Source organism: Alteromonas sp. OM2203 (assembly GCF_048517045.1).
Lineage (GTDB): Bacteria > Pseudomonadota > Gammaproteobacteria > Enterobacterales > Alteromonadaceae > Alteromonas > Alteromonas gracilis.
The window spans coordinates 508,952-530,733 of sequence record NZ_CP183209.1 but is presented as its reverse complement, the minus strand read 5'-3'; the positions used below and the strand labels follow the sequence as shown (position 1 = coordinate 530,733).

The 21,782-nt window shown below is 45.3% G+C and carries 18 protein-coding genes; 8 read left to right on the top strand and 10 right to left on the bottom strand.

The features are described from left to right. The first annotated feature begins 80 nt into the window (after positions 1-80). On the top strand, positions 81-1,094 hold the full coding sequence (gene murQ, locus ACM0P2_RS02340) for an N-acetylmuramic acid 6-phosphate etherase (protein ID WP_419227231.1): 1,014 nt from the start codon (positions 81-83) through the stop codon (positions 1,092-1,094). 18 nt (positions 1,095-1,112) lie between these two features. After that, positions 1,113-2,636: an exo-beta-N-acetylmuramidase NamZ domain-containing protein gene (locus ACM0P2_RS02335; protein ID WP_419227230.1), complete on the top strand. Its 1,524-nt coding sequence runs from the start codon at positions 1,113-1,115 to the stop codon at positions 2,634-2,636. A 158-nt stretch (positions 2,637-2,794) separates the two neighbouring features. On the opposite strand, the gene ACM0P2_RS02330 is transcribed toward ACM0P2_RS02335, so the two are convergent. Both ACM0P2_RS02330 and ACM0P2_RS02325 read right to left on the bottom strand, forming a co-directional pair. Next, entirely contained in the window at positions 2,795-3,865 is a 1,071-nt protein-coding gene (locus tag ACM0P2_RS02330) for a mechanosensitive ion channel domain-containing protein (RefSeq protein ID WP_419227229.1), read from the bottom strand. Between the two features lie 130 nt (positions 3,866-3,995). Continuing rightward, positions 3,996-5,927 carry a glycoside hydrolase family 3 N-terminal domain-containing protein gene (locus ACM0P2_RS02325; RefSeq protein ID WP_419227228.1) on the bottom strand — a complete coding sequence of 644 codons (1,932 nt, stop codon included), beginning with the start codon at positions 5,925-5,927 and terminating at the stop codon, positions 3,996-3,998. Positions 5,928-6,165: 238 nt separating this feature from the next. Here ACM0P2_RS02325 and ACM0P2_RS02320 point away from each other — a divergent pair, with 238 nt between their 5' ends. Together ACM0P2_RS02320 and ggt are read left to right on the top strand one after the other, a co-directional pair. Beyond that, positions 6,166-7,542: a Na+/H+ antiporter NhaC family protein gene (locus ACM0P2_RS02320; RefSeq protein ID WP_419227227.1), complete on the top strand. Its 1,377-nt coding sequence runs from the start codon at positions 6,166-6,168 to the stop codon at positions 7,540-7,542. Between the two features lie 92 nt (positions 7,543-7,634). Beyond that, positions 7,635-9,332 (top strand): gamma-glutamyltransferase, encoded by a 1,698-nt coding sequence (gene ggt, locus ACM0P2_RS02315; protein ID WP_419227226.1) that lies wholly within the window; start codon positions 7,635-7,637, stop codon positions 9,330-9,332. Between the two features lie 233 nt (positions 9,333-9,565). On the opposite strand, the gene ACM0P2_RS02310 is transcribed toward ggt, so the two are convergent. Beyond that, positions 9,566-10,036 (bottom strand): NYN domain-containing protein, encoded by a 471-nt coding sequence (locus tag ACM0P2_RS02310; RefSeq protein ID WP_168463103.1) that lies wholly within the window; start codon positions 10,034-10,036, stop codon positions 9,566-9,568. Positions 10,037-10,125: 89 nt separating this feature from the next. Here ACM0P2_RS02310 and ACM0P2_RS02305 point away from each other — a divergent pair, with 89 nt between their 5' ends. After that, positions 10,126-10,833: a PepSY domain-containing protein gene (locus tag ACM0P2_RS02305; protein WP_419227225.1), complete on the top strand. Its 708-nt coding sequence runs from the start codon at positions 10,126-10,128 to the stop codon at positions 10,831-10,833. 52 nt (positions 10,834-10,885) lie between these two features. Here the strand turns inward: ACM0P2_RS02305 and ACM0P2_RS02300 are convergent, their stop codons facing one another. From ACM0P2_RS02300 to ACM0P2_RS02280, 5 genes are all read right to left on the bottom strand, one after another. Continuing rightward, positions 10,886-11,302: a VOC family protein gene (locus ACM0P2_RS02300; RefSeq protein ID WP_419227224.1), complete on the bottom strand. Its 417-nt coding sequence runs from the start codon at positions 11,300-11,302 to the stop codon at positions 10,886-10,888. 11 nt (positions 11,303-11,313) lie between these two features. After that, positions 11,314-12,720 (bottom strand): aldehyde dehydrogenase family protein, encoded by a 1,407-nt coding sequence (locus ACM0P2_RS02295; protein WP_419227223.1) that lies wholly within the window; start codon positions 12,718-12,720, stop codon positions 11,314-11,316. Positions 12,721-13,019: 299 nt separating this feature from the next. Then, positions 13,020-14,318 (bottom strand): adenylosuccinate synthase, encoded by a 1,299-nt coding sequence (locus tag ACM0P2_RS02290; protein WP_105930470.1) that lies wholly within the window; start codon positions 14,316-14,318, stop codon positions 13,020-13,022. 256 nt (positions 14,319-14,574) lie between these two features. Beyond that, on the bottom strand, positions 14,575-14,757 hold the full coding sequence (locus tag ACM0P2_RS02285; RefSeq protein ID WP_105930471.1) for a DUF2065 domain-containing protein: 183 nt from the start codon (positions 14,755-14,757) through the stop codon (positions 14,575-14,577). A gap of 33 nt (positions 14,758-14,790) precedes the next feature. Next, a complete protein-coding gene (locus ACM0P2_RS02280) occupies positions 14,791-15,969 on the bottom strand; it encodes an aminotransferase class V-fold PLP-dependent enzyme (protein ID WP_419227222.1) in 1,179 nt (392 codons plus the stop codon). 273 nt (positions 15,970-16,242) lie between these two features. Between ACM0P2_RS02280 and ACM0P2_RS02275 the strand changes: the two genes are divergently transcribed. Further along, a complete protein-coding gene (locus tag ACM0P2_RS02275) occupies positions 16,243-16,668 on the top strand; it encodes a hypothetical protein (protein WP_419227221.1) in 426 nt (141 codons plus the stop codon). Between the two features lie 61 nt (positions 16,669-16,729). Here the strand turns inward: ACM0P2_RS02275 and trxA are convergent, their stop codons facing one another. Next, positions 16,730-17,599, bottom strand: coding sequence for a thioredoxin (gene trxA / locus ACM0P2_RS02270; protein WP_419227220.1), 870 nt, complete (start codon positions 17,597-17,599; stop codon positions 16,730-16,732). A 177-nt stretch (positions 17,600-17,776) separates the two neighbouring features. Here trxA and ACM0P2_RS02265 point away from each other — a divergent pair, with 177 nt between their 5' ends. Together ACM0P2_RS02265 and ACM0P2_RS02260 are read left to right on the top strand one after the other, a co-directional pair. After that, positions 17,777-18,115 (top strand): Mpo1-like protein, encoded by a 339-nt coding sequence (locus ACM0P2_RS02265; protein ID WP_120963405.1) that lies wholly within the window; start codon positions 17,777-17,779, stop codon positions 18,113-18,115. Positions 18,116-18,294: 179 nt separating this feature from the next. After that, positions 18,295-20,409, top strand: a complete 2,115-nt coding sequence (locus ACM0P2_RS02260; RefSeq protein ID WP_419227219.1) for a prolyl oligopeptidase family serine peptidase — start codon at positions 18,295-18,297, stop codon at positions 20,407-20,409. A gap of 64 nt (positions 20,410-20,473) precedes the next feature. Here ACM0P2_RS02260 and ACM0P2_RS02255 read toward each other — a convergent pair whose 3' ends face one another. Then, a complete protein-coding gene (locus ACM0P2_RS02255) occupies positions 20,474-21,604 on the bottom strand; it encodes a PQQ-dependent sugar dehydrogenase (protein WP_419227679.1) in 1,131 nt (376 codons plus the stop codon). Between the last annotated feature and the right edge of the window lie 178 nt (positions 21,605-21,782).

Here is a 21,782-nt window from a genome sequence, read left to right as displayed (position 1 = left end):
CGCAAGGTTTCTTATGGCATAAAATACCGTTATGCTTTGCGCTAGCTCATTATAACAATTTCGTTGCCCCAAGGTTTTCAATGTCTTCGCACAACTCTTCTACTTCAGAATCATCCGCCAACGCCAGTATTAAAAATACAGTCAGTACTGACAATCAAGCGGGAGGTAATAAACCCACCGTTAACGAATTAGCCCAGTCACTGAATAAAATTGTGTCAGAAGGCAGAAACCCAGACACCCTCGATATAGACACGCTAAGCACGGAAGGCATTCTTGCCCGCATTAACAACGAAGACGCGAAAGTGGCAAACGCGGTAGCCTCGCAAATTCCGCAAATTGGAAAAGCGGTGGATGCTGCAACCATTAGCATTAAAAATGGTGGCAAGCTTATTTATATAGGTGCGGGGACCAGCGGCAGACTGGGCATACTTGATGCCGTAGAGTGCCGACCCACGTTTAGCGTACCTGATGAACTGGTTGTTGGCGTGATAGCTGGCGGAGAAAAGGCCGTTCAGCACGCCGTAGAGGGTGCAGAAGATGACGTCGACGCGGGGCGTGCTGATCTTGTAGCGCTGTCCTTAAACCACAACGATACCGTTATTGGTATTTCGGCAAGCGGTCGTACACCCTATGTAAGTGGCGCACTGAAATATGCCCGTTCGCTTGGCTGCTTTACCGGCGCTATTGCATGTAGCCCTAACGCCGCTATTTTTACCCATGCTGATGTAGCTATATGCCCAGTTGTTGGCCCTGAGGCACTTACTGGCAGTACGCGCATGAAGTCGGGTACGGCGCAAAAGCTAATTCTTAATATGATTAGCACCAGCACTATGATTAAGCTGGGGAAGACCTATCAAAACTTAATGGTAGATGTGAATGCCACTAACGAAAAACTAAAAGCCCGTGCGCTTCGCATTGTTATGCAGGCTACGGACTGCAGTGAAAATGCCGCTTTAGCTGCGCTTGGTGCGTGTAATAACAAAGCTAAAGTTGCTATTTTAATGGTATTAACTGGGCAATCTGCCGAGCAGGCCGCCGCTCAATTAGATGCTAGCGGTGGGTATTTACGTACCGCCGTGAATAAAAGCGAATAACCACGGTAGCCTAATGCTATGAAAGTTTTAACTTCGGTCACATTGAACAAGGTTTTTAGACGCCTAACGTCGAGCGCATTCATTGCAGTACTTTCTCTAGCACTAATTAGCTTATCGCTTAACGGCTGTGCACAGCAAAGCTTATCTACACATGTATATACAAGCGATACAGATGGCAAATCGAAGCATCCTACATTAATAGAAAAGCAGCCTACACTAGGGGATAAGCAGCCCGTATCAAGTACTAAGCAGTTTACTGTAGGCGCTGAACGCTATTCGAAAAACCTGCCCTTGCTAGCAGGTAAACGGGTTAGTTTAGTGGCAAACCAAAGCGCGTTGGTTTCGAGCCACAGCGCATTGCCTTCTAGCATGGTTGAGCCTGAAGAGCGCGAATCGAGCAACAGCTTGGCTACACAAAAAAATAAGATAAAGACAAGCCAGCGCAATCAGCATCTGCTTGATGCCCTACTTCAACGCAGTGTTAATGTTGTAAGTATTATGTCACCGGAGCACGGATTTAGAGGAGACAAAGGCGCAGGCGAAAAGGTAGATAGCAATATTGATGCTAAAACCGGTTTGCCTATTCACTCCCTTTACGGCGCAACCAAAAAACCTACTTCCGACATGTTGGAAGGCATTGATGTAATTGTTTTCGATATTCAGGATGTAGGCGTACGCTTTTACACCTATTTAAGCACCTTGCACTATGTGTTGGAGGCGGCCTTTGCGCGTGATATTGACGTTATCGTGTTAGATAGGCCAAACCCTAACGGCCGTTATGTTGACGGCCCAGTACTACAACCTGAATTTTCATCGTTCATTGGCATGCATCCTATCCCCGTCTTACACGGTATGACCTTGGGCGAACTTGCTCAAATGATTGTGGGGGAACAGTGGTTAGATATTGACGCGAGCAGTTATGACAACGCTAAGCTTACTGTTGTCCCGGTGCAGAACTATCAGCGCACTGCGCATTATTCATTGCCTGTAGCGCCTAGCCCTAACCTGCCAAACGATTTATCGATACGCCTTTACCCAACGCTGTGTTTTTTTGAGGGCACCGACGTGAGTATAGGTCGCGGCACTGACTTTCCCTTCCAACTTATTGGCCACCCTTTTGTGGAATTTGGTAAAACCAAGGTACCGGTAAAAGCAAATAGCGCAGCGCCCCACCCTAAACACGAAAATACCCTGCTAAGTGTACACGTATTTACTAATGCTGATCCTACGATTTTGGAAGGCTCTGACTCTAAGCAAACGATTCACAGGTACTCACCTATCAGTGGCTTAGATATCGCTACATTGATAGATGCCTATTCACGTTTTTCTGAATATAACAAGATGGTCAGCGCCAGTGATGCCTCTGAAGAAACCTTCTTTACTCGCCCAGATTTCTTCGACAAATTAGCGGGTACTGATGCACTACGATTTCAAATTCAAACCGGCAAAACGCCTGCAGAAATTCGTCAGAGTTGGCAGAATGATTTAAAACAATTTAGAGAAAAACGACAAGCATATCTGCTTTACGAAGACACGGATTAAGGTTCAGGCAAACGCCTTTCGCCTTGAGATTTGAGGCGTTTTATCAAGGTAAATGTGGAGGAAGCGTTAGCGATACTAAACTTCTCATACAACATGTAAGTAAATACTCACACCTATATAATCCTTGATTTAATGGAAGCTAAAAAAGTTAGTAAAAACTAACCTTCTTCATTTTTTGTTTTTACCAAAGTTGCGAGCTGAGCTTCTGCGGTGGCTTTTTGGTGTTTAAGCGCATCTCTGTTTTCGCCGTCACTCTCAGCGATTTTTGCATCAATATCGGCGATCGTCTGTATCAGCGTTTCTTTACTTTTTTCTTTTTGCTCTGCCTCTTCAGCCTTGTCAAAAATAACGTCTTCAGGAGATGCTTCTTCTTGCTTAGTGTGACCAGGCGATTTGGCTATCATCTTTAAGCCTTCCGGTTGGGGGCGTTGATTCATAAAGCTAGGAGAAACAATTTCAATATCGGCATTATGCAAAGCGTCGAGTACGGCCTTGTGAAGCCTTGAGCGCGCGCTCAGCAAACTCTTCACTTCAGTTAGTAGACCTGAAATGCGATAACTTACTGAAAAGTCGCCTAGCCCAACCACTTGTACAAATGGCTCTGACAGCTGGGCATTTTCAGCTGCCACAAGTAAGTGCTTTTCAATAATGCTGTGATGAATATCGTAACCTAAGCTGATATCCACACTAACAATTGCGCCAGATGCTCTGGTCACAGAAACGGGCGAATTCACCATCAGCGTATTGGCAAAGGCAATAAGCTCTCTGCTCTCAGTCTGAATTTCCACATCGAGCAAGCCCATTTCGGTAACGCGACCGCTGTAGCCTTCTACCTTTATGAAATCCCCCACTTTAAACGGACGATTTACACGAAGTACGATCCCCGCCATCAAATTCCCTACCATGGTGGTAGAAGAAAAGGCAATCACACCTGAAATAAGTACGCCAATAAGTGCAATAACCTGATTTCTAGTACTCTCACTTACAGGGAGCGTCATCGTAATTACGACAGTGCCAATGATAGTAAGTACCAACATTCCAACTTGGCGAGGTAACTTTTGCTCACTAGTAAGATGGCTCTGCTTGGCTAGCAGAAGGTAGTGCAGTGCGATGAGCGCACTTATTACCAATACAATAGCGAACAGGAGCGGAACAAAAGGGAACAACGCACTTAATACCGTATCGACTAATGAAGTTTGCGTAGCGCCTGATGTATTTGTTGTATTCACGATAACTCCTTTTGAAATGGCTTTTGAAATGGCTTTTGAAATGGCTTTTGAAATGGCTTTTGGCTTGGCTCTTTGTTCGCACTTAAATGGGCAATATCTTTGGTTTTGGTCTCTGCTTTCGCGTGGCTACCTATTTCAACGAAACAGGTGAACGTCCCTCAGCAAGCGCGCTACCAAGTAATACATCAACCAATGCATTAAGACTATAGCTCGTAACGTGCTGATTTTCTTTATCACTTTGCTGTGTAATGTTCACCGCATAACTAAATGTAGCAATAGCAACATCGGCTAGCTCTTTCACGTCATACACTTTGTATGGCATGCGCAGTAGAGCAAAGACCACGATTTTATTCTGTGCTTTCGCAGTAACCATCATTTTTTTGCTAAATGCCATCATTTCAGTTTCAGTTGCGCGTTGCTTTACATGCTCGGGCAAATCAAACCCACCGAGTTCGTAATTCGCATGAAGAGGACTAATATTACCAACCACCAGCACGTCAGCTTTCTTTAATAGATTCATTGCTAATTGGGTTTTAGGTAACGCAGTTAACGGCAAACACGCAAACTCCAGAGTCTTATTGTTGAAGTTGGAACGTTCGCGTGTAAGCGCGGCTTCAAATGCTAAACATCTTGCCGCGTCTGGCATGAGCGCCAACCAGCGATTTGAAGTTATTGGCAACTTATCCTTACCGGAAAGTACAGACACCGACGATTTAGAAAGCGCTTTCTCAATTTGAATTCCTCTGTTTTTCAAACTGTTAGGGGTATTCATTGAAGCATTTTCTTTCGCTTCATTGAGCCACCATGACATGGGCTTGGAGTTAAAACTTTGCAAAGCAAAGCGCTGTTTTGCCTTAATAATACGATTATGAGACGCTTTCAAGAAAGCGCTTTCTGACAGTCGATTTGCTGCATTATCCAAAAGCAACGCGAACTTTTTTATGTCGTCTTGGGTTCTTATGGTGAACGGCATAAGCGCAATGTCAGCACCTGCGCTGAATGCACTGACTAATGCTTCTTCATGGGAGAAAAACTGAGTAATACCTGCCATGTCTAACGCGTCAGTAACGATAAGGCCTTGATACCCTAATTGGTTGCGAAGCACTCCGGTTAGTATCTTCTTCGACAAAGTAGCAGGAACTATTTGTGACTTACCATGCTTATCAATAATTGTTGTATCGTCTAAAGACGGGTACTGAATGTGTGCACTCATTACCATTGCAGGAGGCGTTGCACTATTTATGATATTCGCAAAAGGAAGGATGTCGCCCGCCATAGCTTGCGCTTTGCTATGCGTTACTTGCGGCAGGCCACTGTGGCTATCTACATGGGTATCACCATGGCCTGGAAAATGTTTGATAGCACTCATTACACCCGTACTTTGCATAGCACTGACAAATGTCTGCCCGAGTGCGGCTACCTGCTCTGGGTTTTCCGAAAAGCTGCGTACGTTAATAACGGGGTTCTTCGGCTCGCTATTTACATCAACCGAAGGCGCAAAATTGGTGTTTATTCCCAGCGGTAAAAGCGTTTGGCCAATATGCGATGCCACACTTTGCGCAAATGCGCTGCCTCGTTGATGAAAGGTGGCACCAATGGCCATATTACCTGCAAACGGCGAAAGTATTTCTGAAGGCAACCTTGCGACTCTCCCCCCTTCTTGGTCGATAGCAATGAATAACGGCTGACGACCTGCTTTTACCATATGCTGCTGCATGGTGTAGTTGAGCGTTACTAATTGCTCAGTATTTTGGATATTCTCTGAAAACAAAATAACACCGCCGATGTTGTGCGTACTGAGCACATTTAACAGTGACGGTGGAATTACGGTCATAGGCGTACGGCACCGTGATGATGGCGTATTGTCTTCGCAAAAATAGCGAAAATCCAAAATGATTTTTTGCCCGAGCATGTTTTTTACAGCGCGAATGGTTTCATCATCAGCGCTGGGCTTAGGATTATTCGAAGCGTTAGCACTTACAGGTTGTGCGGTTGCGCTGGCATTCAAAAGGGCTGCACTTAATAAAATGAGCACGCCTGACAAGATAGCGCTACGGCCCATTACTGAAGCACGTTTTTTACAAATAACTTGCTGGAATAACAATGTTTATCTAATCCTTGGTAACACGAAGCACAATACGGTACGCTAGCATAAATGAGAGAAGCATGTTCGCCAACTTTGAACTGCAATCACACATTCTCTTACGCAAATAGACATACCTATAGGGCAAGTAGAGCGTAGTAACTTATCAAAGCTCAACAAGTCCTAGGCACACATAAATTTAAGTTTGGAAAGAAGTATGGATTGGATGTCAGTCATCCCCCCTCTTGTGGCTATTGCCGTCGTCTTTTGGAAAAAAGAAGTCATACTCGCATTAGCGCTGGCTGTTTTGTGCGCGGAAGCGTTAATTTTGGTAAATGCTGATATTGCTACAAGCTACATGGCGCCCATTAATGCCATAGAGCGCGTGGTTGATACCGCCGCTAGCCCGGGCAATACACGGGTGCTTATTTTCTCTGTGCTAGTTGGCGCGTTGCTCGCATTTATACGTGACTCTGGCGGCGTAACGGCAACGGTCAACTTTCTAGTAAACAAAGGGGTAGCGAAGAGTCGCAAACAAGTTGGCGGCTTGACCATGTTCACTGGCATCGCTGTATTCATAGAATCAAACTTAAGTGTGCTCACTGCCGGGATATTCGCCCGAGGCCTGTTTGACCGTTTCGGCATGAGTCGCGCGCGCTTAGCCTACATAATTGACTCCACCAGCGCGCCCGTTTGTATTTTGATTTTATTGAACGGCTGGGGGGCATTTATACTCAGCCTGCTCGATGCATACGAGCTACCAGCTTCATCAGCCTCAATTTTATGGGGCAGCGTATTTTTCAACTTTTACGCCATCTTCACCTTACTTATTGTGGCCTACACTATTTCCGCTGACAAAGTGCACGGCCCAATGGCCGAAGAAGAAAAAGCGCTCACGCATGTAGAGGTTAACCAAACTACGGAACCTGCCACCAAGGCACGTTTTATGTTGGTACCACTGATAATAATGGTATTAAGCATGGTTGGCTTCATGTTCTGGACAGGTAATGGCGTATTGTCTGAAGGTAGCGGTAGCAAGTCTGTACTTTACGCTACCGCTCTAGCCACTGCCATCGCCTATGGCCTGCTCTTAATCCACAAACGTTTTACCCATAAGGAAGCGGTAGAAATTGGTTTTAAAGGGATGGGTGAACTACTTCCTCTAGTGACCATAGTGCTACTGTCGTTAACCTTGGGCAATAGCCTTAAGGTACTTGGAACAGGTGTGTTTGTTGCGGGCATAGTAGGAGAGTACCTTCCTTTAGTGCTTATTGTTCCCATGCTATTTATTGCCGGAGCGATCATGTCGTTTACCACGGGCACATCATGGGGCACATTCGCCATCCTAATTCCTATTGGTGTGCCGCTGATTCAAAGTTTAGGGTTGCCTCCTTCTCTAGTTATTGGAGCTATATTGGGTGGCGGTATATTTGGCGATCACTGTTCACCTATTTCCGACACAACGGCTGTATCGTCGCTAGCAGCAGGTACTGACGTATTAACTCACGTTAAAACTCAGTTCCCCTACGCACTATTTGCGGGCGCACTTACGCTTATCGCCTATTTTATCGCGAGTTTAGTGATGCTTGGCTAATCCAGAAAGCATAGACATAGTGATAGCGTCGATTAACTGCTAAATATTACCAGTAAAAAATGAGTCGCAAATTTTCAGCAAGGAGTTTTTACATGATAAAACGGATAATGATCTTAGCGGTTATTTCTGTAGTGGTGGCCTGTTCCCACGCACCAAATAACACAGTAGATAACACGAACAACACCACTGTTGGCATTAGCCAGCAGGCCGTTGCCATGCCTGACAGCTATAGCGCCGATGCCGCAATGCAGGTACTCCAAGAAGGTGGCAACGCCATTGACGCTGCTATCACAGCACAGTTTGTTTTAGCCGTAACACTGCCGGAGGCGGGCAATGTAGGCGGTGGTGGCTTTATGACGATAAAGTTTGAAGATAGCACCGACTTTTTAGATTACCGTGAAATGGCGCCTGAAAATGCCCATCGCGATATGTATCTTGACGAGCAAGGTAATGTAAAACCTTACGAATCCTTGTTTGGGGCTAAAGCGTCTGGCATTCCCGGTACCGTAGCAGGCATGTGGGCCGCGCATAAAAAATACGGCACATTGGATTGGGAGCGTCTACTTGCGCCCGCAGTAGATTTAGCCGAGCAAGGTTTTGTGGTTCACGAAAAATTGGCCAATAACATTGCTCACTATATTAAACGCGCCGAAGAAGAAGGTATCAATAATAACTTCAGCGAGTATTTTGCACGCGCTAAAGCCGGCACTACTTTCAAACAGCCGGAACTAGCGATGACGCTTAAAGCCATTCAGCAACAGGGAAAGGATGGCTTTTACAAAGGCGATGTAGCAAAGCACATTGTTGATTTTATGCAGCAAAATGGCGGCCTTATTACCTATGAAGATTTGCTGGCTTACAAAGCAGTGTGGCGCAAACCTCTTCACTTAAACTGGCAAGGTTATGAGCTGGTGACCGCTCCTCCTCCAAGTTCTGGTGGTGTTGCCGTTGCCCAGTGGATCGGCATGCTAGAAGCCTATGACGCAACCCACGATTTGCCAGCGCAAAACAGCACTGAATACATTCACGTTATGTCAGAAATTGGTAAGCGCGTGTTTGCCGATCGCGCTGAATACATGGGCGATCCTGATTTTGTTAGTGTTCCGGTAAAAGCGCTCACAGACGCTAACTATATTACTCAACGCGCAGCAGATATTCAGCCTACCAAAATTTCTGATACCCCAAGCGTTAAGCCTGGTTTAAAAGAAAGCGAAGATACAACACACTTCTCCATTATGGACAGATGGGGTAACGCTGTTGCCAATACAACGACCATCAACCTTACGTTTGGTAGCGGTGTTGTTGTGGCTGGCGCTGGCTTTTTATTGAATGATGAAATGGACGATTTTAGTGCTAAGCCTGGTGTGCCAAACTTCTTTGGCGCAGTAGGTGGTGAAGCAAATGCTATTGAACCTTACAAGCGCATGCTGTCTTCTATGACGCCAACGCTGGTCACTAAAGACGACAAAGTGGTTCTGGTAACGGGCTCTCCGGGCGGCACTACCATTATTTCTTCAGTAGCTCAGTCGCTATTGAATGCCCTGCTTTACGATATGAGCGCCGAAGAAGCCGTTAACTCACCACGCTTTCATCACCAGCTATTGCCCAAAGACACCATTCGTATGCACGACGGGTTTACAGAGGCAACGGTAAATGAGCTTAAAGCCATGGGCTATATTATTGATAACCGTCGCTTTGGTGATGTACATTTAATTAAGCGTACTAAAGAAGGTGTAGAAGCCGCATCTGAAAAAAGCGGACGAGGTAAAAGCCTAGTCCAGCCTTATTAGCACAGCAGTATTAATGTAAGCCATATTAGGGTAAGCCGTATTTGCTCAGCCCTTTAAAGGCGAAGCAATGATGACTGAGAACTCATGGCTACTAGCTAAAGGGCTGATGGAAACGTGGAACTTCAAGTGGTTTCAGTATTCATACAGCCCTTTTTCAGAGGGGATAGCTGTGGAGTATTCCACAGTTGGCCTTTTTAAATATCGCATCAACTCTGGCGAAACTGCTAGTGTGTTTACAGCAACAATGCAGCGTCGATTGGAACATACTTAGACGCCACTTTTTGAATACTTTCAGCCGTTAATGCAGGAACACCGTACACCGTTACAGTTTTCCCTTTTGCTTTAAGGGCGTTTACAAGAATATCGAAATCGCCGTCGCCCGACACCAAAATGATCTCATCAACATCGTCGGCGTGTTCAAGTGCATCTACTGTTATACCTACATCCCAATCACCTTTCGCCGAGCCGTCAGCACGTTGAATGAAAGGCTTTAACTTTACTTCAAACCCAATAGCACGAAGAATGTTTTGAAATTCACGCTGCTTGCTGTCACCCCTGTCTATGGCGTATGCAAAAGCATGTGCTATGTCTAAATTGTAGGTGAGTTCACGCCAAAACTGGTTGTAATTAAAGTTACGTTTGTACGCCTGACGGCAGGTGTAATACACGTTTTGTACGTCTACCAGCACTAATGCTTTATTCAAAACCACCCTCTTCTTCGGTTTACTCGGTTATTGTTTTCTGATGTTATAGCCTTTTGATAATAAAACCAAAAAACCTGATGATGAAATTTATGCGCAAAGCGCACAACTATTTGGGCTTAATTCTGTTTGTTCAAATAGGCCTATGGTTTTTAAGCGGCTTGGTTATGGCCTGGTTACCCATAGAGGAAGTAAGAGGCAACCACTTAAAACAGGCCGTCACTACGTCGTGGCACAACGTTACGGTTACCCCTTCAGACATTTTGCGCCGCCACAGTAGCGCTGCCGTACTTTCACTTACTCATCGTATAAATGAAGTAGGCCATGCTGACCCAAACACGCTTGATGCTATTCCTGTTTATCAGGTCGTGGATGACAACATTGCCTATCGCTACAGCGCATTAACAGGTGAAGCTTTGCAAACCATGCAAGAAGGCGCTATTCGTAAAGCAGCAAAAGGGCAATACGCAGGTACTGGCGATATTGGTGAGACCCAGTTATTAAGCGTGTTACCTCAAGAAGTGCAAAACCTGTCTGCGCCATTATGGCAGGTAAACTTCGATGACGACCTTAAATCGCGGTTTTATATCGACCCAAACACAGGCAGTGTTCTGCGCGTACGTACCGACACATGGCGGCTGTTTGATTTTATGTGGATGCTGCACATAATGGATTATAAGGACAGAAGTAACTTTAACACGCCGTGGTTAATTGCTTTTTCGGGCAGCGCCTTTTTGTTCACCCTTACAGGTGTTGCGCTTTTATATAAGCGCTTCAAACCGAAAAAGAAGAAGCGCTAGCTTAGTATCAGCTGCGCTTTGATGTACGGCAAAAAGCAACTGACACCAATCATTATGAAGCGAAAAGCTGAGAAATATCGGCGAACGCTTTGAACTCTAACGCGTTACCGAAAGGGTCTTTGAAAAACATGGTGGCTTGTTCACCCGGCTTACCTTTAAAACGAATATAAGGTGCGATAACAAACTCGGTATCGGCAGCCTCTAATTTACTTGCCAGTGCTTGCCAATCGTCCATGGTTAGCACAACGCCAAAGTGCGGCACCGGCACAGCATGATTGTCTACCCCGTTGTAAGCAGGCGGCGAAGGCATAGCCTCTACGCAGTGCGTTACTAACTGATGGCCGAAAAAGTTCCAATCTATCCACTGGGTGTCACTGCGCCCCTTTTCACAACCTAACAACTCACCGTAGAACGCTTCGGCGTCGGTTAAATTAGTGACCGGTATGGCAAGGTGAAAAGGTTGAACCATGAAAACTCCTGTTATAAAAACTTCTTAAGTAGCGATAATTTAAATTTAGAAAACGGCGCGTAACGAAAGAACACGTCGAGCGCGAATGAGCGCTTCATTACCGTTTTAATATGACTGAATGTATCAAAACCTGCTTGCCCATGATAGCTACCCATGCCGCTATTTCCTACGCCGCCAAACGGCAACTCAGGGTTTGTCATAAACAGCATAGTGTCGTTAGTACACACGCTGCCCGAGCTGGTTTTACTGATAATATTATCGAGCACCTCATCCTTGTCGCTAAATGCATAAAGGGCGAGTGGCTTAGGCCTGCTGTTCACAAGCTTAATGCCCGCGTCCATATTATCAACAGTGATAATAGGTAGAATGGGGCCGAAAATCTCTTCTTTCATTAACGGGCAATCTAACGATGGTGCTAACACGAGCGTGGGAGCCATCGCAGGGCGGGATGCATCTGTCTCTCCGCCATATACCACATTTACGTTTTCAAGGTAGCTCTCAAGGCGTTTTAGGTGGCGATGATTAACGATATTGCCGTAATCCGGTGAAGACAGCGGTACTTTGCCGTACTGTTTTTTCAGCTCTTTTTTTATTGCATCGATAAGCTTTTGCTCTACGCCCTTTTCTACAATGACATAATCAGGGGCAATACAGGTTTGCCCCGCGTTCATCCATTTTCCCCACACTAAACGGCGCGCCGTTACCGCAAGATTTGTGTGCTTATCAATAAAGCAAGGGCTTTTTCCGCCGAGTTCAAGGGTGACTGGCGTAAGGTTTTTGGCCGCCGCGCTCATTACAATTTTGCCTACGGCTTCCCCGCCAGTATAGAAAATATGGTCCCACTTGCACGCCAGCAGCGCCGTTGCTTCGTCTTTACCGCCTTCTACTACGGCAACGCATGAGTTATCCATATATTGGGGGATAAGCTTTGCCACTAGCGACGAAGTTTCTTCGGCCAGTTCTGAGGGTTTTAATACCGCACAGTTGCCCGCTGCAATAGCAGCGATATAAGGGGCAAGTAACAACTGGAGTGGATAATTCCACGCACCGATAATGAGCACAGTGCCAAGGGGCTCTGGTTTTCGGAAGCTTTTACCCGGCCACGCCACCATGGGTGTAGATACTTTGCGCGGCTTTGCCCATTTATCAAGATGCTTCAGCGTATGCTTGATATCAGAAAGCAGAAAGCCTTGTTCCGCCACCATTGCTTCGGTTTTACATTTACCCAAATCATTTTTAAGTGCCTGCAAGATATCGTGCTGGTTGTCTTTAAGCAGGGTTTCTAATGCCTTAAGCTGACTTTTACGCCACTCCAGGGACTGAGTTTTACCAGTATCAAAACTGTCGTTAAGTTTGTGAACAACATCAACGAAACACACGCCGGTTTCTACTGCGTGAAGAGAAGGTCTATTTGGCATAAGAAAGCTCCGATAGCATTACACCCACTACAACAATTCTATGGTTCATCTTAAGGTTGTTGCCGGGCAAAGCAGCGCAATAATTAACTGATACTATCTTATATTAATAGGGATGTTCGAAGACAACGCAACTAAAATGTTAATTAATGTTTAATGCGAACGTGTCTAACCGTCCGTAAGCGCAATGAAAATGTATAGCGGACGAGCGCTAGACAAAGAGGACTGACTGGAATTCCATAAGAAAGAAATGAAAAAGCCCAGTGAAAACTGGGCTTTTGAAGGTATTCAACGTGGCGTTATTACGCGTCGTATGGGCTACGTAAAACGATAGTTTCGTTTCTGTCAGGGCCTGTTGAAACGATGTCAACTGGAACACCTGTTAGTTCTTCAAGACGCTTAATGTAGTTTTTCGCCGCTTGAGGAAGGGCTTCAAACTCAGTTACACCGAAGGTGTTATCTGTCCAACCTGGCATTTCTTCATAAACTGGCGTTACTTTGTCGTAACCGTCAGCTGCCATAGGTGGTACATCTTTTACATTGCCGTCCGCATCTTTGTAGCCAACACAAATTTGAAGGCTTTCAAGGCCGTCTAGTACGTCAAGCTTGGTCAAGCAGAACCCAGTGATAGAGTTAATTTGTACTGCGCGCTTCATCGCAACGGCATCAAACCAACCCGTACGGCGCTTACGACCTGTAGTAGCGCCAAACTCGTGACCTTTAACACCTAAGTGCTCACCTACTTCGCAATCTAATTCAGTAGGGAAAGGACCTGAGCCTACACGCGTGGTGTATGCTTTAACGATACCCAGTACGTAATCTAGCTTAAGTGGCCCAAAGCCAGCACCCGTCGCTACACCACCAACGGTAGTGTTTGACGACGTAACATAAGGATAAGTACCGTGGTCGATGTCTAAAAGTGTGCCTTGGGCACCTTCAAACATGATAGGTAAACCTGCTTTGTCCGCTTTGTCTAGCTCGTCAGTTACATCGACAACCATCGCTTTAAGGATGTCAGCAACTTCCATTGCACCTTTTAAGGTTTCATCAAAGTCTACTGCTTCTTCGCCATAGTATTGCGTAAGCGTGAAGTTATGAACATCTAGCACTTCTTTTAGCTTAGCTGCGAAGTCTTCTGCGTTAAATAGGTCACCTACGCGTAAACCGCGGCGCGCAACTTTATCTTCATACGCAGGACCGATACCACGACCGGTCGTACCAATTGCTTTCGCACCACGTGCTTTTTCGCGCGCGACGTCTAGTGCAATGTGATAAGGAAGAATAAGCGGACAAGCTTCACTAATCTTTAATCGCTCGCGCACTGGAACGCCACGCTCTTCAAGCATGGTCATTTCTTTCATTAGTGCGTCTGGGCTAAGCACAACACCGTTACCAATAATACAGGTAACGTTATCGCGTAGGATGCCTGATGGAATTAAGTGAAGTACGGTTTTTTCACCGTCGATAACTAGAGTGTGACCTGCATTGTGCCCGCCTTGGTAGCGAACAACATATTTTGCGCGATCAGTGAGTAGGTCTACGACCTTGCCTTTACCCTCGTCACCCCATTGAGTGCCGAGTACCACAACGTTCTTTGCCATGAATCATATGTGTAAGAAAATTAGGCGGGGATTCTACAAAATTCTAGGGCAAGGATCACCCCTTTTTCGAACAAAAATACCACTATTTTATTTTTGCTTTTAAAAACCGTTGGATGTGAACGATTTCTTCAACCACGTTTATTCACGCGCCGAATGATTTTCAAGCAACACAGAGACAGTGGCAGTTTCACTTTGAAATTTCACTCACCAAGAGAGCAAGAGATAAAAAGGTAAAGCGACGGCATGTTAACCGCTACTAGCTAAAATAAAACAATAAAAGCGCACCTAGAATAACCAGTGTACCGCCGATTTGGCGAAGCTGATTGGTTGGCTGCTGACTGATTTCTTGTAGATAATTTCGCCATTTGTTAGGAAAGAGCAGCGGGCCAATTCCCTCGATAATTAAAACCAGCGCCACTGCGGGCAAAAGCCACTCCATATTTTATCCTTTCGTTAATGCTTCATTGACGGTCTATATCATCTTGGAAAGTGCAGCAAGGTCAATGTAGTCCGCCGTATGATAGAGACCAAAACCAAACCGTAAGCGGTTGCCTCGAAAGTCGGTAAGAATGTGGTGTGATTTAAGGGTTAACGCTAATTGTTTTGTAACGTCAGCATTCTCTAATTCGAACGTCAAAAAGTGCCCTCTTTTTGATGCATCCCTTACCACCAAGTTTTCTTCATTGAGTAGCGGATGATTATATTCAGCCAGCTTGTCTAAAAATATACGCTGCATGCCCATCACATGGTCATTCACCGTTTCGACACTGATATCATTCTGCTCAAACATGCGAAGTACCGCTCTTAGACGATACAGAGCTGTAAAGTCCATTGTTGCGCCCGCAAACCGCATTCCATCAAGACTGTAGGGAACGCTTTCCTTCCCACCTGCTTCGCGAGGCTTGTCTAGCTCACCAAACTCAGCAAACCAACCTGTATAAACCGGTCTTAAATCGCATCCTGTGGGCACATGTGCAAAGCACGCCCCCTCACCTGCTTGAGCGTATTTATAACTACCAGATAGATAAAAAGCGCGGTGAGCTATGGCTTTTAAATTCGTGGGTTTTGCCATAAAACCATGATACCCATCGACTACCACTAATGTGTCGTTATTGGCAACACTGTTTACAATGTCAGCCACGTCGTCTACAACATAACCCGAGTTGAAGAACACCTGGCTAAAGAAAACTAACTCTGGATTATGCTCGGCAATAGCTGCCATGAAGCGTGAAGAGAAGGTGTCATAAGGTTTAGTAGGCACGGTAATGAGTTCTATCGTGCCTTGCTCTTGCATTCTAATGGCCTGACGCTGAAAACTATGGAACTCGCTGTCTGTCGATACCACTTTATACGGCCCAGACGAGTCGATACAACTCATAATGCGGTACAGTAGTTCATGGGTATTGGGCGCAAAGACAATTTGCTCTGGGGCACCCGTATTCAGGATATCGCTAATGCGTTGCTGTAGTTCTGGTACGAGTGTTTCGAAGAAGTATCCCCACTTCTCGTCTACATAAGTTGCGCTGTCATCCCAGTATTCCAAAATTGCGTCACGGGTGCAGTCAGGCCAAAAATAATGACTGTGACAGGCATAGTGTTGTTTATTTTTATTCGCGTTAAGAAAACCCGTGTAAAACTTTTGATATGACATGCCTGCTACCTACGTGTAAAACCGTGCAAAATAAATAACCGAGTAAACAGTATCAAAGTTCCGTGGTGCGCGCACGGCGCTGACTAAAGCCGATAACATTTATTTACAATTAAAGTGTAAATAGTTTTGCCCAATTTGTGTGAATTGATGTTATTTCTGATGTTTGTCAAACAAGTGTGGAATCCACATCCGTAGCTGACATTTCAAAAACGAGTTTGTGTTTCTCGATTTAATGGTTAGTCTTATATCAGTGGATCTATAAAAAGGTTTTTTATGCGTTTCCCTAAATATGGAAATTACTCTTTGGATATATCAGGTAACGTACTTGAAGTGTTCGCGACAGGCGCATGGAACTTGAAAACCACTGAATTCTTCGTAGAAGAAATGCATGACATCATTAGCACTTTTGACAGCAAACCATGGGCAGCGTTAATGGACGCTCGGCGATGGGTGCTATCTACCCCTGAATGCCAAACCCGGCTAACCGAAGCAATAAAAGTCAATATTATCCGGGGGTTGACCCGTTCAGCTTATGTCCTAGATGTTGGGATGGTAAAACGTGCTCAGTTAGAGCGAACTCACCCTTCAAAACATCGCGACTTCATCAGTAATAACTACGAACGAGAATATTTTCACAAGTACTTCGACGCGCTTAATTGGCTACATAAAGAAAGGTTTTCACCTATAGTGAAACCATAGCGCTTTATGTAGCCTGCTGATTAATGGCCGTTTATCGGTGTTTAATTATAGACGGCGCTGGTTAGTACAGAAGGCTGTAGACCTTACGACGATATTCTGACTTAAGCGGATCTCCATCTGCCAGCGCATTTATCATATCCATCATTAGCTTTCTTGCATCACCAAAGCCGAGTTCTTTTTTCAGCACGCTGTACAGAAGCGCTAGCGCATCTTGAGATTTGTTTGCTTGATGCAACTGCACGGCTAAGTCTACTTTTAGTTGAAGGTCATCTGGATTAGAATCTACCGCCGCTTGAAGATTACGAATCTCCGGAGTGTCAGCCGCCTGCTCTGCCAACTCAATTTTGCCCGCTAAGCTTTTGTAGCGAGAGTCTTGGTCGACCAACTTAATCTCTTCAAGTAACGCTTTCGCAGTGTCAATTGACCCTGTCTCAATGTAGCAGTCAATAAGCATATACTTGGCATTAACGTTATCAGGATTAAGCGTCAACGCTTCTTTGGCCGCTGGAAGTGCTTCTGCGTATTCCCCCTGCTGAATGGCCTTACCCGCAGTAGCAAGCAAATCATCTTCTGGGTTAGGGAGGTATTTAGAAAGCATTTCGCGAATTTGCTGCTCAGGCTGGACGCCAGCAAAGCCATCGACTGGCTGACCATTTTGAACCACCATTACTGTAGGTAGGCTTCTGATACCGAACTGCGCGGCAACTTCTTGTTGCGCTTCACAATCTACTTTCGCCAAGATTAGGTGCTGGCTATATTCACCCGCTAACTTCTCAAGAATAGGCATGAGATCTTTGCACGGCTCGCACCAGTCAGCCCAAAAGTCGATAAGCACCAGCTTATCTTGAGATGCTTCAATAATAATTTGTTGAAAGTTTTCTACCGTAATATCAACAATAGTTGCTTGGCTATTCGCAACGAGATTTTCCATAACGCAGGCCTTTAATTTCTTATGTTGTGTGGAATATGGGGCAGTAATAGATAAATTACAAGGCTAGGTTAACGTGAATAAAGCCTTTACCTTTGTCGGATTGACGACTATTTGTTACGAAGTGAGATGTTAATGTAGTGTGAAGTTTTGCTGTTGCACCTAGACTGAGAGGGGTTTATGACTACACAAACCAGCGAGAATACTGAATTTACTTCGTTTAAAGCCTTTTATCCTTTCTACCTAAATGAACATAGAGATGGAACATGCCGAACCCTTCACTTCATTGGTTCATGGTTAGTTTTAGGCGTAATTGCTGCCGCTATCGTAACAGGCAACTGGGCTATATTGTGGGCAATTCCTTTAGTGGGCTATGGTTTCGCTTGGGTCGGTCATTTCTTTTTTGAGAAAAATCGTCCTGCCACTTTCAAGCACCCTATTTACAGCCTAATTGGTGACTGGGTGATGTTTAAAGATATTCTGACGGGCAAAATCAGCCTAAGGGGAGAGGAAAAATAAGACAACGCTCTTTTTAACACGTTATTTCGCGTCTTTACCGCACACTCTTTACATACGAGAAACTAAAGCGATATGTTTAAGGCAAGGCTTGCCCTACTAGGCTGATTCTAATGTTCAGTCAATAACAGCAATCGCCAAATCTATCGCGCTCTGCGCCAGAACAATAAAAAGGAACCACCATGTCTGCGTTTCGCTTTACTTCTTGGTCTATCCGAAAAGGTTTTTTAGTCACATCCACAGCGTTTTCATTACTTGCCGTTAGTGCAGGTCAAACCTATGCAATACAGGAGCAGGAAGACAGCGCCTCTCTCGTTCCTTCTAATGCACTCGTCTTTGATGACACCTTTAATTTAGAGTTTGTCGCTAACCCCCAGTTTATTAATGACAAAACCGTGGTATATGCTCGACAGAGCATGGATATTATGACGGACAGTCGTCAAAGTAGGCTTTGGCAGGTAGATATAAAATCAGGCGAACACCGTCCATTTATTGGTTTGGATGAGAACCTATCTCAAGCTACGTTATCACCCAACGGTAAAATGGTAGCCTACACGAAGGTAGTTAATGGCAGAGGGCAACTCCACCTTTACTATTTAGATACAATGCAGTCTGTGCGCCTAACGAATACCAGTGAAACGCCTCGCCAATTGACCTGGTCTCACGACAGTAAATCGCTGGCATTTACGTTATTTACACAAGAAAAGCAAAAGCCTATTTTTACCGCTATGCCAAGTAAACCAGAAGGCGCTCAATGGGCAGAGCAAGCGACTTATATTGATGCAGTACAATATCGAGGTGACGGCAGAGGCTACCTGAGAGAGGGGTTTGACCAAATCTATGTGCTGCCCGTTGAGGGTGGTACACCACGTCAATTGACTTCAGGAAAATTCCCAAGTGGTGGTGCGCTTTCATTTTCGAATGACAATGACTGGGTTTACTTCGCCACCCCACACCAAGAAGACTATGCATTGAACCCTCTGTCTAGTGACATTTACAAAGTGAATGTAAAGACGGCAGATATTGAACAAGTTACCAATCTTGACGGGCCTGAAGGCAGCCCTACGTTAAGTCCTGACGGTAAGTACTTGGCTTTTACTCAACTGAATGACAGAAAGCTATCCTACCAGAATGGCGATCTCGTTGTCCTTGAACTTAATAGCGGCGACCTTACTCGCTTAACCGAGGCGTTAGATAGAAGTTTAGGTAAATTTGAGTGGCGTAGAGACAGTCGTGGCTTAGTATTTTCTTACCTTGATCACGGGGAAACCAAGCTTGCCACTGTGAATTTAAAAGGTGACATAAAACCCATTGATGTAACGCTTGGTGGCCAAGCCTTTGGGCGCCCTTATACTTCTGGCGATTTCGCTGTTAGTGATAAAGGCGATATTGTTTACACAACGGCAAGTCGAACTACCCCTGGTGACCTCGCGCTTTACCGTAAAGGGAAAAAAGACACACAGCTTACTGATTTAAATAGCGATGCGTTAGGACATAAGGCACTTGCTCAAGTTCAGGACCTATCTGTTGTATCTAGCGTTGATGAACGCCCCATTGACGCGTGGATTGCCTTGCCTCCTGGCTTTGATAGCAGCAAAAAGTACCCACTTATTCTAGAAATTCACGGCGGCCCGCATGCGGCTTATGGTCCTCACTTTGCGATGGAAATACAGCTTATGGCTGCGCAGGGCTACGTAGTGGTATGGTCAAACCCAAGGGGCAGTAGCTCTTACGGTGAAGATTTTGGCAACCTTATTCATCACAACTATCCATCTGAGGACTACAACGACCTAATGGATGTGGTGGACGCGGTGGTAGCGAACGGTTACGTAGACAGCGACAACCTGTTCATAACCGGTGGCTCCGGCGGCGGCGTATTAACCGCCTGGTCTATCGGTAAAACCGAGCGCTTTAGGGCTGCAGTAGTAGCTAAACCTGTGATTAACTGGATGAGCTTTGCACTGACTGCTGATGCCTACCCTTTCTTCAGTCAATATTGGATGGCTGATAAGCCTTGGAATATTGCAGATAAGCTTTGGAAGCGTAGCCCGTTGAGTTTAGTAGGTAACGTGAAAACGCCAACAATGCTACTCACGGGTGAGGCTGACTACCGTACTCCGATCAGTGAGTCTGAACAGTATTACCAGGCGCTGAAGTTACAAGGCGTCGATGCTGCTATGGTCCGCATCCCGGGAGCGTCACACGGGATAGCAAGCCGGCCCTCGCGTTTAATCCAAAAGGTGGGGAACATCATGGCGTGGTTTGAGCGCTATAGGAAAGAAAAAGACACCGAATAAGGTTTGTCCTTAATGTAAAAAGCGCCACATGATGTGGCGCCTTTTGTTGTGCTTGCTAATTCAGCTACTTAGTTAACTTTAGGACTTTTCCATCAGGCGCGTCGGTTAATAAATAGATAGCGCCATCGGGGCCCACTTCAACGTCACGAATACGGGCTTGATTGTCTCGTAAATATTCAAATTGTTCCACTGCCTCACCATTTTCTACTTCAATTCGACGAAGGTGAGTAAACTTTAAAGAGCCAACTAATATATCGCCGTTCCACTCTTTGAACATATCCCCCTGATAAAAGGTTAGCCCGCTTGGCGCTATGGATGGGTCCCAGTAAATCCATGGCTGCTTCATACCATCCATATGGGTCTTGTCGCTGATGATTTCACCGCTATAGTCAATACCGTATGTTATTGAGGGCCAGCCATAATTCGCCCCTTTTTCGAGGATATTGATTTCATCACCGCCTTTAGGGCCGTGCTCCATCGCCCAGACTGTGCCTGTTTTAGGATGGATTGTTATTCCTTGCACATTACGATGACCATAACTGAATATTTCAGGCGCATCACCATCAGTAAACGGATTGTCTTGCGGTACGCTACCATCGGCATTGATACGTACTATTTTACCGAAGTGGTTATTCGTATTTTGTGCTTCCTTCATGTATTTATAGCGATCGCCCATGGCAACATATAGCTTGTTGTCGGCATCAAACGTAAGGCGACAGCCAAAATGAAAGCCGTTATCTACGATTGAATCGGCGCTAAATATCACCTGAACGTTTTCAAGACCTTTGTCAGCTAAGGTGGCTTTGGCAACACTGCTGCTACTTCCAGGTTTATCCGCTACATCACTTGCCTTGCTGTAACAAAAATAAATGGTGTTGTTGCTGGCAAAATCCGGGTCTATAACAATATCAAGCATACCGCCTTGGTTTTGCGCTACAACGTCAGGCACGTTTTCTAGTTGTCCAGACAACGTACCGTCTTTCGATAAACGCTGAATACCACCCGCACGCTCAGTAATTAACATGTCACCATTCGGTAAAAATGCCATTCCCCACGGATGAACAAGCCCCTCTGCCAGAGTAGTAACAGTAAGTTCATCGTCACTTACGCCGTGATTGTGGTCGCCGTGGGCCAGTGCAAACTGGCTAGCAGATAAAGTAGCTACACACGCAACTGAAGCAGCGATTTTGCACATTCGCTTAGCATTTACAGACTGGGGAATATTTGTTTTCATTCAAAAATGGGCCTCAAAGTTCAAGAGAGCTGGTACTTTTTTGCACACGCCTCTTTTTTATTGTCGTTTTCGTTTTTTCTTTGAAAAGCAGTATACAAAAAAGGGTACAGCCCTGCTGTACCCTTTTTGATGGATTCAC

Coding starts and splice junctions, on each gene's coding strand:
- ACM0P2_RS02290 (WP_105930470.1), bottom strand. CDS start 14,318: ATGGCAAAGAACGTTGTGGTACTCGGCACTCAATGGGGTGACGAGGGT.
- ACM0P2_RS02325 (WP_419227228.1), bottom strand. CDS start 5,927: ATGGGCCGTAGCGCTATCTTGTCAGGCGTGCTCATTTTATTAAGTGCA.
- ACM0P2_RS02335 (WP_419227230.1), top strand. CDS start 1,113: ATGAAAGTTTTAACTTCGGTCACATTGAACAAGGTTTTTAGACGCCTA.
- ACM0P2_RS02300 (WP_419227224.1), bottom strand. CDS start 11,302: ATGGTTCAACCTTTTCACCTTGCCATACCGGTCACTAATTTAACCGAC.
- ACM0P2_RS02275 (WP_419227221.1), top strand. CDS start 16,243: ATGCGTTTCCCTAAATATGGAAATTACTCTTTGGATATATCAGGTAAC.
- ACM0P2_RS02255 (WP_419227679.1), bottom strand. CDS start 21,604: ATGTGCAAAATCGCTGCTTCAGTTGCGTGTGTAGCTACTTTATCTGCT.
- ACM0P2_RS02305 (WP_419227225.1), top strand. CDS start 10,126: ATGCGCAAAGCGCACAACTATTTGGGCTTAATTCTGTTTGTTCAAATA.
- ACM0P2_RS02280 (WP_419227222.1), bottom strand. CDS start 15,969: ATGTCATATCAAAAGTTTTACACGGGTTTTCTTAACGCGAATAAAAAT.
- ACM0P2_RS02260 (WP_419227219.1), top strand. CDS start 18,295: ATGTCTGCGTTTCGCTTTACTTCTTGGTCTATCCGAAAAGGTTTTTTA.
- ACM0P2_RS02285 (WP_105930471.1), bottom strand. CDS start 14,757: ATGGAGTGGCTTTTGCCCGCAGTGGCGCTGGTTTTAATTATCGAGGGA.
- ACM0P2_RS02320 (WP_419227227.1), top strand. CDS start 6,166: ATGGATTGGATGTCAGTCATCCCCCCTCTTGTGGCTATTGCCGTCGTC.
- trxA (WP_419227220.1), bottom strand. CDS start 17,599: ATGGAAAATCTCGTTGCGAATAGCCAAGCAACTATTGTTGATATTACG.
- ACM0P2_RS02295 (WP_419227223.1), bottom strand. CDS start 12,720: ATGCCAAATAGACCTTCTCTTCACGCAGTAGAAACCGGCGTGTGTTTC.
- ggt (WP_419227226.1), top strand. CDS start 7,635: ATGATAAAACGGATAATGATCTTAGCGGTTATTTCTGTAGTGGTGGCC.
- murQ (WP_419227231.1), top strand. CDS start 81: ATGTCTTCGCACAACTCTTCTACTTCAGAATCATCCGCCAACGCCAGT.
- ACM0P2_RS02265 (WP_120963405.1), top strand. CDS start 17,777: ATGACTACACAAACCAGCGAGAATACTGAATTTACTTCGTTTAAAGCC.